Origin of the sequence: Pseudoalteromonas sp. 2CM36K (genome assembly GCF_023161865.1) — a bacterium.
Taxonomy (GTDB): domain Bacteria; phylum Pseudomonadota; class Gammaproteobacteria; order Enterobacterales; family Alteromonadaceae; genus Pseudoalteromonas; species Pseudoalteromonas tetraodonis.
Genome location: NZ_JALNTK010000017.1, coordinates 66505 through 79986, shown reverse-complemented (window position 1 = coordinate 79986; position 13482 = coordinate 66505). Strand labels below are relative to the sequence as shown.

Annotated in this window: 10 protein-coding genes; 2 read left to right on the top strand and 8 right to left on the bottom strand. The window is 42.0% G+C overall.

Translation table 11 applies throughout. From position 1 onward, the window contains the following. Positions 1-63 precede the first annotated feature (63 nt). Positions 64-960: a hypothetical protein gene (locus MTN97_RS11885; RefSeq protein ID WP_138626092.1), complete on the top strand. Its 897-nt coding sequence runs from the start codon at positions 64-66 to the stop codon at positions 958-960. A gap of 101 nt (positions 961-1061) precedes the next feature. Here the strand turns inward: MTN97_RS11885 and MTN97_RS11880 are convergent, their stop codons facing one another. The 6 genes from MTN97_RS11880 to MTN97_RS11855 form a co-directional block, all read right to left on the bottom strand. Next, positions 1062-1604, bottom strand: coding sequence for a PH domain-containing protein (locus MTN97_RS11880; protein ID WP_008467282.1), 543 nt, complete (start codon positions 1602-1604; stop codon positions 1062-1064). Between the two features lie 110 nt (positions 1605-1714). Continuing rightward, complete coding sequence (locus MTN97_RS11875; RefSeq protein ID WP_248474471.1) at positions 1715-5719, bottom strand: alpha-1,6-glucosidase domain-containing protein; 4005 nt, start codon at positions 5717-5719, stop codon at positions 1715-1717. 21 nt (positions 5720-5740) lie between these two features. Beyond that, positions 5741-8623 carry a TonB-dependent receptor gene (locus MTN97_RS11870; protein WP_248474470.1) on the bottom strand — a complete coding sequence of 961 codons (2883 nt, stop codon included), beginning with the start codon at positions 8621-8623 and terminating at the stop codon, positions 5741-5743. Positions 8624-8925: 302 nt separating this feature from the next. Continuing rightward, positions 8926-9543, bottom strand: a complete 618-nt coding sequence (locus MTN97_RS11865) for a LysE family translocator (protein ID WP_089368848.1) — start codon at positions 9541-9543, stop codon at positions 8926-8928. Continuing rightward, on the bottom strand, positions 9544-9726 hold the full coding sequence (locus MTN97_RS11860; RefSeq protein ID WP_064668494.1) for a hypothetical protein: 183 nt from the start codon (positions 9724-9726) through the stop codon (positions 9544-9546). Positions 9727-9738: 12 nt separating this feature from the next. Then, a complete protein-coding gene (locus MTN97_RS11855) occupies positions 9739-10137 on the bottom strand; it encodes a DUF3224 domain-containing protein (RefSeq protein ID WP_248474469.1) in 399 nt (132 codons plus the stop codon). An 88-nt stretch (positions 10138-10225) separates the two neighbouring features. On the opposite strand from MTN97_RS11855, the gene MTN97_RS11850 reads away from it, so the two are divergent. After that, positions 10226-12004, top strand: a complete 1779-nt coding sequence (locus MTN97_RS11850; protein ID WP_248474468.1) for an ABC transporter transmembrane domain-containing protein — start codon at positions 10226-10228, stop codon at positions 12002-12004. Between the two features lie 14 nt (positions 12005-12018). On the opposite strand, the gene MTN97_RS11845 is transcribed toward MTN97_RS11850, so the two are convergent. Together MTN97_RS11845 and MTN97_RS11840 are read right to left on the bottom strand one after the other, a co-directional pair. Beyond that, the gene (locus MTN97_RS11845) at positions 12019-12684 is read right to left on the bottom strand and encodes a hypothetical protein (protein ID WP_248474467.1); all 666 of its coding nucleotides are present in this window, start codon (positions 12682-12684) and stop codon (positions 12019-12021) included. Positions 12685-12788: 104 nt separating this feature from the next. After that, positions 12789-13421 (bottom strand): OmpA family protein, encoded by a 633-nt coding sequence (locus MTN97_RS11840; protein WP_013466091.1) that lies wholly within the window; start codon positions 13419-13421, stop codon positions 12789-12791. Positions 13422-13482: the final 61 nt, after the last annotated feature.

Genomic DNA, 13482 nt, shown 5'->3' with positions numbered 1-13482 from the left:
ATTGAAATTAATAAACTTCAACGCTAGTGTATAAAAAAGGAACACTCGTCTAAGGAAGACTTTATGAAAAAAGTTGCAGCTTTATTATTTTTACTCGGCATCGCTCACTCTGTAAATGCTGATGACAGCATAACCTTAATGGTATGTGAAGATTGTAATTATGACAGAGCCTCTGAACTAGCAAAAAGCAATGCACCATTAACTCAATGCCACACTACACTCTCTAATCAAAAAGCTGCTATTGCTGATCAAACATGTGATTCAAATCCGCATAAAGTTATTATGATGGATGTCTCTGGAAACAACCACTTTGCATTTTTTGTGGGAAATCATAGTAAAAATGAGTCAGATAAATATATAGAAGCTACGATATTAAATAAAAATGATCTTATTGCTATATCTAAACAAAAAGCAATTGATGGGCATTTCTCAACATTTAAACACACACTTCAAACTGAACTAACCCTAATGCCACTTTATCAAATAAGTCAGTCTTCTCATCTAGATAGACAAAACAACTGCCCCTCCCATGTAAATAATGCAGTAAAGGCTGTATTTGAAGAATATACATCATCTCGAATTCAAAACTGGGTAAATCATAAAATTGAAAATAATATTAAAAATCCTGATAGCTTTTTTACATCAAAACCGATCATAGTTGGTGAGACCTTGTATCAGAGTCCGTGGAGTGAGGTGAGTAAGAATTTAAATTTAGAAGTTAATCTTAACAATGGAAGCGACGGGCAATACCGTGTTATTTTTTTAGCGAAGTGGATAAAAGAGTTAGGTGCGTTCAGTTTATCGGTAAACCCTTATTTAACTTATTTAGACGGTATTGCATTAAATCACTATAAAATATCAGCGCCATCAGTCTCCCAATGCTTAAAAAATGCTTTAGATAGAAATCTGTCATCATCAATGTCCTCGTATATTTCGAGCACTAATAATGGAGATACTTAGGGTTAGCATGTTGTAGGCGTCATCGGATGGCGCCTACAAATAAACAAGCCAAAAGCAATCCTTACTTAACCATATTCCCTTTAGCTCCCTATATGACCTAATCATTTTTTCTCTTCCAGAAGTGTAACTAGCATTTGCTCGATGTTTTTTACGCTGTAGGTAAGCGAGCGGATGAGCTCTACTTGGCTTTGTGGTTCATCGTTATTAGATTGGGCTGGCTGATCTGAAGTGAGGTTATCTTTTTGAGTTAAAATGGCTTCACGAAATTCACTGGCATTAACTACCCCAAGTAACGATACTAATGCACCGTGACCAGACTGCCCTGCAGTTTCAAAGCTTAAGCGGTATAAACCAAATAGTCGCATTAATGGCCCCTGACTTAATCCCACATCAGTGATTTTTTCAAGCGGAATCGATTTTTCTTCTTTAAAAAACACACCGCGTTTTACTACTAGCTTACGCTCTAATAAGTTAGCTGACATTGCTTTAAGCATACGCCCTGCCACGATCCAAATTATTAAGGCTACGATTGGAATCAATGGGATACCAACCAAACACACTAAGCAGGTAATAACCCCTAGCGTGATCCAGTAAGATTTTACTTTAGGGTTAAAACTTGCGGTTTTCAGGGCTAACTCAGACATTCATAACCTCCTTGATATTTATTCTATTAACCTAGGGAATATTGTGGCTGAATGCAACTATAATAAAAAAGCCGAGTATAAAACTCGGCTTCGGCTATCTTAGTGAAAGCTTATTGTAAGTTAACAATAATAAAAGGCGCTTCGAGATCATTTGCATTAACCACAAAGCGATATTCTCCTTCGGTTTCAATTAACAAGCTCAAGTTATTATTAGAAGCCGCTAAAGGTGTTTCACTCCCTAATATTACTTCTGAACTATCTCCACCAGCTCCTAAATTGACAGTACTCCAATCACTGGTAGCAACTTTAAACTCATATGCATCACTTTGTGCACTTAGCTGTTTGGAAAAAGTATATAAACCATCACCACTGTATGTGAATTGATCGTCTGTCCCCCACAAACTACCAGCGTCATTTAAACTGCCACGTAAATATAACGACACATTTCCAAATGGCCCTATTTTTACCACTGTCAGAGTTGGGTTTTCTTTATCTGAAGCATTAAACGAGAACAAATAGTTATCTGCGGTGTCTGCCGTAAAGCTAATATTAGCTCCATTAAAACTAAGTTGTTTTTCTACTCCCAATTGAACAACAGCCTCTTGCTCTGAATTAGCACCAAAATTCACGAGGTTCCAACTCTCTGAAGCAACTTTGAAACCAAAGCTCTCCCCAGCTGTCAGCGCCTTCATAATTTGATACTCGCCACTGCCAACATATTCAAATTGATCAGAGAGCCCCCACTCATTTAAATCACCACGAAGATACACCTCAGTGCTGCCATAAGGGACGATATCTGGCGCACCAACAGTTGCATCAGCACTCAAGCCAGCGCCTTGGCTCTCGCCTTGTGGTTTAACAAACACAGCCATAGTGTAAGCAGGCACAGTGAACGTGCCGTCGGTTTCACTGGCCGTAAAACTCACTTCCGTCATGCTACTATCTACACTGTTTTTAAGAGTTGGGTGTAATTCAAACCCAGTAGCCGTGAGTACCGTGTGTGAAAGTGCTTGCTGCGTCGCATTAATAACAACAACAACAGCATCTACTGCGATATCTAAATCAACGAGACCTTCACCATCGTCAATACTCATTACTATCAAACCATGCTGCTGGTTTTCACCTACATTATGAAAGCCCACACGGTCAATTACATCTTGTTCGGTGGTTAATCTAAATAATGGGCTGCTACTGCGAATTGCTAAAAACTCTTGGAACACATCGCCTGCATAAGCAATATCTTGTGGCATTGCCTGTGCATCAGAGTTAGCAGAAATAGGCATGATCTCAGGCCATTTTTCTTGGTTCTTCTCTGCGTTAGGTAGACCAATGTTCCAGTTATTATTCTCTTTGGTTAAATCAACAGCATTAAACCAATCACCGGCATTATAACTATCACGATCCATTGACTTAGAACGCAGTAAATCAGCACCCAGTTGCATAAACGGAATGCCTTGGCTCATAAGTGGAATAGACAACGCCATGTTGTGCGCACGCACACGTTGCTCAATACTCATGCTTGATGCATGCTTATATTGCAACTGATCCCACAGTGTTTCGTTGTCATGCTTTGATACGTAGTTAATGCTATCTGCTGGGTCTAACGCATAAGCTGTTGGTTGCGTGTTCCAGCTAAAGCTATTACCTTTTGCCGAATTACCTTTAAAATCTTTAAGAATGTAATTTTGTAAGTTGCCCGCCAGCGATAAACGTAAGGTATCTTGCTCCGCTAGATTGCCATCTGTCGGGTTATTACTAAACATTGCACCACCACGCACGGCTTCACGAATACGGTCATTGAATGTGCCCACTTCGGAGCCTGCCATATCAGCTTGCTTAGCTTGAGTGAACAAACGGTTATTAGCCACTTCACCAAAGTCCCAACCTTCACCGTAGAAGTAGTTATCTGGGTCAACCGCTTGCACCGCTTCGCGCGCAGCTAAAATGGATGACTTAGGCATATGCCCCATTACATCAAAACGGAAGCTGTCATAACCAAAGTCGCGAGCAAGAATAACCATTGAATCTGTAACGAATTTGTCCATCATCACATGTTCAGTTGCTGTGTTTTCACAGCACGTTGAGCGTTCAATCGCCCCAGATACTTCGTTGTAACGGTGGTAATAACCAGGCACTAGTTTGTCGAAGACTGATTTTTCCCAGACGCCTGATGATGTTGTGTGGTTATAGACCACATCAAGTACCACACGAAGTCCTACTTCTTGTAATGATTGCACCATGGCGCGTGTTTCAAGTACACGAGCAATACCTTCACTGCTTGATGCATATGAACCTTCAGGCGCAATAAAGTGATGAGGGTCATAACCCCAGTTAAAGCCGTCTAAATCACGCATCGCACTGGCTAGTGCTTGTGCATCATCTGAGCCAGGTAGGTAACTTTGCATAATATCAACAATGATGCTGTTTTTATCTTCGATTTTACAGGCATCTGCTTCATCGTTTATACGCTCACATAATTTACCTAAGGTGTCAGTGATTTCAACACGCTCTGAAGCATCTTCTTCAATAGTGCCAATATCAGTCACTGGGAGTAAATGAAAGTGTGTTAAGCCTTTATCAGCTAATTGCTTAAGGTGCTGCATTGGCACGCTTTCAAGTTCAGTGAATGCCAGGTATTTACCGCGATTTGCTTCGCTCACTGACTGATCGCGAACACTAAAATCACGTACATGGCCTTCATAAATAACCGCATCTTCTGGGTTAGCCACTGTTGGCACAATGCGCTCGTCCCAGCCCTCTGGTTTAGTGTCGTCATCGCTCAAGTTTATCAGCTGTGAATAAAGCCCATTACTCGATACATTGAGTGAGTAAGGGTCGGTACTCCATAAGCTTTCAATTGCTTTAGTGGTTGGGTGATAGACATCAAACGCAAAGCGATAATAATGACGGTCGTATTGGCTGTCTAAACTGACTGACCAAATACCGGTATTGTTGTCTAACGTCATGGCGGTGCTATGTACTTGTGCTTTATCAGCGTCAAATACATTGATCATCATATTGCTAGCGGTGGGTGCCCAAACTGAAACATCAATTGCATTGTTATTATAATGCACGCCTAACATGGCTTCATTCGCGTCACTTTCACCTTGGGTGTACAGTGCATCAAGGGCTTTTGCTGTTTGCACTAAACTGGCTTCAAGTAGCTTGCCGTCCGCATCGTAGCCTGCAACAACAAGCTGTTGCTTTATAAGCTGCTTTGCAGCGTCCGCATCCCAACTGCCTTGATAAGCAGTCCAATCCGTTAAGTGTGGTACTTTTGCAGCTTGCTCATCACTTAACTCGGTTGCTGTAAGCTCAACGGTTTCACCATTTAGCCCAGTGTCTAAATCAACCACCAAGTCAGCAGTTGCAGAAGAATGTAACTTAATGATTTGCGTAAGCTCATTACTTGGCTTATACAATACTGTATTTAAATCAATCCAATGTGCTGATGCGCCATCAATCGCAACCGGGCGTTCACCTAAGCTTGCAACTGGGAACTCAAATACAGATGGCTCACCGTCAAAGGTGAAATTCATACGCACAAAACGCTCGTCGTCTTGCATCAGTGGCATGGTTAAATCCACATCACCATGTGCTTTGCCTGAGCCTTCTGTGCCAATATGAATAATAAAATTAGCACACTCGGTGTAACCGTCTTTTAGTGCCACAATCCAGTAAGCACCATAGTTAGGATCAATACCGTCGTATTCGTGACCATCGGACCACTCTGTAGCATCAAACGGTGGCGCGTAAGCATCACAGCCGTCGGTATTCCATGAGTGTAATCGATAACCTTCGTACCCTTCATTTTCAGGGCGCTTATAAAATAAAATAGCCTCGCCTTCGCCTGCAAATACCACAGGGTCTGGTAAGTCGGGGTTATAGCCACTGGTACAGCTTTCATTATTTGCATCTGGAAATAACGGTGCGTCGCAAGAGATAGGCTCTGGGTCAACGCATTGAGTGCCTGCTGAGTTAGGCACTTGTGGTACATCGCAAGTCAACAAGGCTTGACCTGCTTTGACATCGCTACTGCCTGAGCCACCACAGCCAAACAGTAGTGTTAAGCTCACCGCTAATAGCAAATGAGTCAATTTAGTTATTTTATTCATTATTTATGCTCCAATTTGCTATTAGTGGCTATAGGTAAAACCTAAATAAACCTGACGACCAAAGTACTGGGTAGTACCGGTGATATTTTCACTGCCAAAGTAACTTTGGGTTGGTTCATCGGTAAGGTTATTAACCTGCAGCAACATGCCAAATGAGTCAGTAAAGTGATAAGAGGTTTGAAAGTCGACCACGGTCTCAGCATCAAAATTGACCACCTGCTCATTGATCGCCACTTGCTCTGAGACAAAGTCTGAGCGGTAACGCACATTAAGGCGGGTTTCAAAATTATCTAAGCTGTAAAATATAATGCCGTTTAACACGTTTTTAGACAAACCAGGTAAGCCTTGTGTAACCGTTTCACCACCTAAGCTAGTGATCGATTCAACTTCGCTTTCGGTGTATGAGTAGCTCCCGTTAAAACCGAGGCCATCAAACGGCGCGGGCAAAAACGAAAATACTTGCGTATAGGCAAGTTCAATACCGCGAATATAACCACCATTGGCGTTATTTACCGCCGTTGTGTAAGTGCCGTTAGTTGTGGCAACTTGCTCGCCGCTGACGGGGTTTTCTATATAGTCTGGAACGTTAAAACCGTTACCTTTAAAGTCAAACCCTTCAATGGCGATGGTATCGATAAACGAATCAATGTTTTTATAAAAACCTGCGATCACTAGCGCACCATCTGACTCATCAAAATAATGCTCGTAAGAGATATCGTATTGGTCGGCATAAAATGGTTTTAAGAATGGATTATTGGTACTTGAGCCGTTAATTTTACCGGTGGTTTCATCAGCCTGCGCACTGGCATCTCCTGCTAGGCGATTAATCGGTGGTCGCGACATCACTTTAGCCGCCGCAAAGCGTAATTGCGTGTTATCCGTTAGCTGAAAGTTTAAATTAAGGGATGGCAGATAATCGGTATAACTAGTGCCAAGTACATTAGGTAAATAATTTTGATTTATGATGCCGATGCTGTCGGTAATGTTTTGCGCACCCAGTGCCAAATCACCATTAACGTTTTCTAAAATAGTGGCCGATTGGTCGGTATCTACACGGCGAATACCAATATTACCCAGCACTGGCATAGTGCCAATTTCAGTATTAATATTGAGCATGGCGTAAGCTGAAAGCACTTCCTCGTATACCGAACCACTTTGTAACATAGTCCACGAGTAGTTAGTGGTGTAACCTTGTGGATCTACTACACCATCTGCGTTACCCCAGGTGGTCACCGGTGTAGGCGCACCTTCTGGGAACCACGCATTGAGCGCTTTATCTACATCAATCGCTAAATAGGATGGAAAGTAGCTAAACTTGCCTTCCCAATCAACAACATTTACCATGTCATTGGTTAAACGCAGTGGCGGCTCAGTTGCTGAGAAATCACCGTCATTGCCGTATTCAAACACCGAACGATTGTTGCTGTATTCGCGATCTGAATAACGCGCACCAAATTCCACAGAGCTAAACCAGCTGTTATCCAACTCGTATTTAAAATCAAGGCGATAAGCTTTTACTTCATCTTCATTTTGATAAGGGTAAATACCGTACTTACTGACCATTACCCGGTCGATATCACTAAATGCAGCGGCTTGATTAAAGCCTACATCTGGTAAATTAAGCCCATTAAGTTGGTAGTTTATAGATACGTTTTTATCTAACACCGGCTCTTGCGCTGTAGCATCTTCGGCAACTAGCGCCCACAATAAGCCATTGCGGAAATTACTTTTAGCTTGTGACAGCGATACATCAACATTAACGTTTAAGCGCTCTGTCACTTGCCAATCGGCGTTAACACCGTAGCTGTCTACTTCATCAAAATCTTGATTATCATCATTCAGAATTTCAACGCGAGTGTAGCCTTTTGAAGTACGATTAACAGAGGCGCCAACCACTGAATTACCCTCTAGCTGAGCGTTTGTATAAGTGGCCGTTGGGCCGCCTAACTTTACTCGTAAACCACGGGCAAATGACTCAGTATCAAAGCGTGATAAAAACACGTCTCCTTTTAATTTAAAATTATCCACCGGCACCCACTCAATCGCCGCCATATAACCGTTACGGGTTTCTTCACCCCCTAAATGTTGGAGCTCAAAACCTTCGCTGATATATTCGTTTTCTGGTTTTACTTCAGGGCCATTAGTATCATTAGCAACACCGTCGACATCTTTATGATCGTTATAGGCCAAGCCAATAAACTGTGTTGCTACGCTTGGTTGAAATAACCGTGCATAGCCAAGGGCGACACCTAAAGTATCGTCAAGATACTTACCTTGATAGGAAAAGCTGATGCGATCGCCAAACTCAGTGGCATCGTTCACCTCTGACGCTCGGTCGTTGTACATACCTCTGGCGTTAACCACAAACTTGTGTTGCTGATCATTATTAAGCGGGCTGGCTGTTTGCAGCTCTACCGTACCTGCCACGCCGCCTTCAATTAATGACGCCTTTGGTGATTTATACACCGCAGCTGAGCTGATCAACTCAGACGGGTATTGATCAAACTCAATACTGCGACTGCCGCTAGTTGATACTTGCTCACGACCATTCAAAGTTGAAAATACAAAGCCACCGGACATACCGCGAATATTGATTTCTGCCGCTTGGCCGCCGGTTCGTACCGCAGAGATCCCCGGCAGTCGTGTCAGCGCATCAGCCATAGATACATCAGGCAAAGCGCCTAAATCATCCGCCGACAACTGCTCTGATACCGTATCGGTAAAGCGCTTTTGATTAAGTGATTGGATTAAACTACGACTAAAGCCACGCACTTCAATGACTTCAAGGTCTTCTTCTAGTTGTGGTTTTTTTACGGTGTTTGGTGCGTCACTTTCAGCCGCAGCCAATGCATTGCAGGTTGCAAACATCGCGAGCATTAACGCACTCAGTTTGAATTTCCCCATGAGTTTCCTACCCTATTGATTTTATAATTGTGTGCTGTTTATTTTTAATTTGTGGATAAAATAAAACCAATAAAGTGTAACCAAATAGTAAATTAAGTGTGATGAATACGTATGCAACAGCAAGGGCAATAGCTAGCAAGGAGAGGAACTTAGTTTCGAAGTGTTGCGATCATGTAGATAACGTGAAATAAATTAACTGACCAATAGAGTAACTGAGTTTTACAACGTTCGCATATAGGGGAGTTAAAAATTACTAAAACAGTTTTTAAGGTAAGCGGTAAGGATTGCTAAAATTGAATAAACTACACCATAAGCACCACTCTTATTGCCAACCCTATAAAAACCACCGCTAATATTTTATCAAGCCAAGGGGATGATTTAGTAAAAGCAAAACGCTTTTTTGAAAGCTCTGTCAAGGCTGCAACAAGCAAATACCAGCCGGTATCAATCAACAACACGGTTAAACACATGATCATACCAACCTGAAAAGTTAAGTTTACAGGGTCAATAAACTGTGAGAACAAGGCTAAAAAGAATACAGCGAGTTTAGGGTTCAAAAATGCGATAGCAAAGCCATCTTGCAAAGCCTGTTGAGCGCTACCACTTTGCTGAGCCACTTGGAGCTCTTCAGCGCTTGGCTTTGCAAGTAGTATTTTAATCCCTAAATAAGCTAAATACGCGGCGCCTAAATACACCAGTACTTGATACACAGTGGGAAATTGCATCATTAATGCGCCGAGGCCAAGTAACGACGCCGCGGCATAAAAACCGACCCCCACACCATGACTCAGCGCTGCCAACATGCCGTTTTTCATACTGCCATGAATACTGTGTTTTAACACCACAGCCAAACTAGGCCCAGGTGACATTGCGCCCATCATACAAATGGCGACTAAACTAAACCACAGTGAGAGGGTCATCTACAACTCGTTATTTTCAATGAGCAACGCATAGCCATTCGCTTCGCCGAAAAACCCTGTGATTGAGCTTACATTTATGACTTTCCAGCCATCTTGGTTTAACTGATAAATCTTTTCATTAAGTGCTTTAATATCTGCGCCACCAAAAAAACGCGTCTTTTTAAATTCTATTATTTTTTGCACTGCTATAACCTTTTAAAGTTGATACTCAAAATCATAAAAATGAATACCAGCTTCGATGCGAATTGCCATTTTCCCGCTAAGGCCGGTAAGTTCATGGCTACCCGAATCTGGCACTACATTTAAAATCAATGAATCTTGCCCTTTATCCATAGTGCCAAAATGCTGCAGTACAAAACCACCTTGCAAACCATCAAGTTCGCCTATTACTTGTTCAATAGCCACATAACCGGCACTGCCTTGGGTGGGGGTCATGGCGTTGAGCATTTCACCTTGGCTAGTTGCGGTTAGGCCACCAGTAAATTGTTTATCAATCGACATACGACCTAAATTAACGCCTTGCTGCCCGTGTGCATACCCTTCTATAGGCGCTAATGTAACGGTAAACTCGCCTGTTACCTGTTTAGTTGTCATAATCTTTCCTTATTGATGATTTTTAATACTATTGATTTTTAATCTATTGATGCCATATCTATACCTTAATCATCAATAAGAATCTACTATGCCTACAGACAAGCCTGCTCCAGATAAAGCCGCCTTTAGCGCTTTATTCCCTATATTCAATTTTATTAAGCCTTATAAATGGGTAGTTTTAGGGGCTCTAGTTGCATTACTTGCCACCGCAGGAGTTAACTTATCGCTAGGGCAAGGCGTTAAATTTGTGATTGATCATGGCTTTATTGCCGGCTCGCAAGCGCAGTTACAACAAGCTGTTTTGGTATTAATTGGTTTGATCAGTTTATTGGCAGTGGGTACATTCAGCCGATTTTATTTAATGTCGTGGATTGGCGAACGAGTCAGTAACGACATTCGAAAAGCCGTATTTAATCGTATTGTTACCTTGCATCCGAGTTACTTTGAAGAAAATCGCAGCGGCGAGCTGATGTCGCGTTTAACCACCGACACCACATTACTACAATCTATTATTGGCTCGTCATTTTCTATGGCACTGCGAAGCGCGCTAATGTTAGTCGGTGGCTTAATTATGCTGCTTGTTACTAATTTAAAGCTTACCTTGGTCGTTGTGGCCTGCGTCCCTTTAGTACTGGTGCCTATGTTGGTTTTTGGAAAAAAAGTACGCAAACTAGCAAGCTCCAGCCAAGATGCTATTGCCGATATCAGCACCTACGCGGGTGAGATCATTCAAAACATAAAAGTGGTACAAAGTTATAGCCATGAACAGCAAGAGCAATCTGCTTTTGCGCTTGAAACCGAAAAGGCCTTTAATGTGGCTAAAAGCCGAATTAAACAACGTTCGTTTTTAATTGCAGCTGTTATTTTTCTTACCTTTAGTGCTATCAGTGCCATGCTCTGGGTAGGCGGTAGTGATGTGTTAGCAGGCACTATGACGGGCGGTGAACTCGGCGCGTTTGTGTTTTATGCCATTATGGTGGCCATGTCGGTAGCGACCGTTGCAGAGGTTTATGGTGAACTACAGCGCGCCGCAGGAGCCGCAGCAAGATTGCTCGAACTGCTCGCCGTTGAAAGTAAAATACAAAACCCCGAAATTCCACAAGATGATGAGTTACATGCAACAACCAGCAACAGTGCAATTTCACTTGAAGGTATTAGCTTTAATTACCCTTCTCGCCCAGATGTAAGCGCATTAAATAATATCAGCTTAAATATTGAAACAGGTAAAACTGTGGCTATTGTTGGCCCTTCCGGTGCGGGTAAAACTACCTTATTTGAACTATTGCAGCGCTTTTACGATCCAGCCAGCGGAGCGATTAAGTTTCATAATATAAATATTAAACAGTTGTCGTTAAACACCTTACGCAACAAAATGGGCATGGTGGCACAAAACCCGATTTTATTTAGCTCTGATGTCATGCATAACATTCGCTATGGCAACCCAAGCGCCAGTGACGAGCAAGTTTATGCAGCCGCTAAACACGCCCATGCCGATGAATTTATTAAGCAATTACCACAAGGCTATAACAGCTTTTTAGGTGAGCAAGGTGTTAGGCTTTCGGGTGGACAAAAGCAGCGTATTGTACTTGCCCGCGCCATTTTAAAAGACCCAGAAATACTGCTACTCGATGAAGCCACCAGTGCACTTGATGCACAAAGTGAGCATCATGTTCAGGCCGCACTTGAGCACTTAATGCAAAATAGAACAACGCTGATTATTGCCCATAGACTAGCCACGGTAAAACACGCCGATATGATTGTGGTAATGGAAAATGGCGAAATAAAAGCCACAGGCACTCATCAGCAATTAATGGCAAGCAACCCTTTGTATCAAAAGTTATGTGAATTACAGTTTAATCTAGATTGATTGCAATTTAGTCGCTACTTTTTATCAAGCCATTTATTCATTGCGGTATCGTAAGCCTCAGTTAGCTTGGTTTTATCGCACTTTGCACCAGCAATATAACTATCTGGCAAGTCATTTTTTGGCATAACTCCAGCACCAACGGATACCTTTTTAAAACAGCTATCACCTCGTCGATAAGTGGTAAATTGCATATTTTTCTGCTCTATTTTTAAAAGCGGCTTCACCTTCCCTGCATGCTCTTTTGGGACGGTAATACGCTTTTTCTGAGGGTCATTCTTTGCAGTATCCGAATAGCCAGTTTGTTGCTGTAAAATACTATTGAGCCCTTTTTTCAGGTCGATCTTTTTATAAGACGTTGCGGTTACAGGGTGGGTATTTATGGAGGTGGTACTTACCGGCTCAGTCGTCTTCTGTGTTTTTTTATTAGTCGCATTCAGTGGTTTTGATTGGGTTGCATTAACAGGCTTGGTTGGGGTTATTTCTGTATTAACATTTTTATTAGCGCTTTGCTGAGTGGCTTGTTGTGTTACTTTATTTTTGGCAGGCACATTCACCATATACGCTTTAATTGGCGTTAATTGCGGCTGTTTAATTTTAGGGGCTTTTAAGGTAGTTAAAAAAAACAAAACTAACCCATGTAAAAATACCGATAAAATAATTGCTGTACGCCACTTTGTCATAAACATGTCCCTATGAAGAACTCCTTATGACAACTAACTTATTTAAAAGTGCCCTTTAAATAAGTACACAAACCGCGCGCAAACGCGGTTTGTAACTACAAAAGCTAACCTTGAGTGTTTGGTACAATTTGAATTTCTACTCGGCGATTTTGCGCACGACCATTCGCTGTGTCGTTAGTCGCTATTGGGCGTGATTCGCCATAGCCACTCGTGCTTACTCGAGCAGCCATAATTTGTTGGTTTACCAAGTAATTTTTTACGCTTTGTGCACGCTGCTCTGAAAGAGTCATGTTGTAACTGTCTTTGCCCGTGCTGTCGGTGTGGCCTTCAACACTTAAGTAGGTTTTTTCGTATTTATTCATTACACTTGCTATCGCATTTAGAGTGTCATGAAAGCCCGATGAAATATAAGATTGATCAGTCGCAAACGTAATATTAGAGGGCATTACTAAGCGTAAGTTATCGCCTTCACGAACCACTTCAACTCCCGAACCCGCTAACTCATCACGAAAAGCAGCTTCTTGTTTATCCATGTAATCACCTACAGCAGCACCCGCTAGCGCACCAATAGCTGCACCAATAAAAATACGTTTATCTTTGTGGTTACCTGTAGCTTTACCTAAAATACCACCCGCGGCTGCACCTATAGCAGCACCTTTACCTGTGTTATTCATTTCACAGCCAGAAAGTAATACAGCAACGACAGTGACACTTAAAAGTGATTTAGTTAACGTCATGGTGATTTCCTATTCATTTAGAATTTATTATTGCAATTATGCAAATATATGTATGAACCAA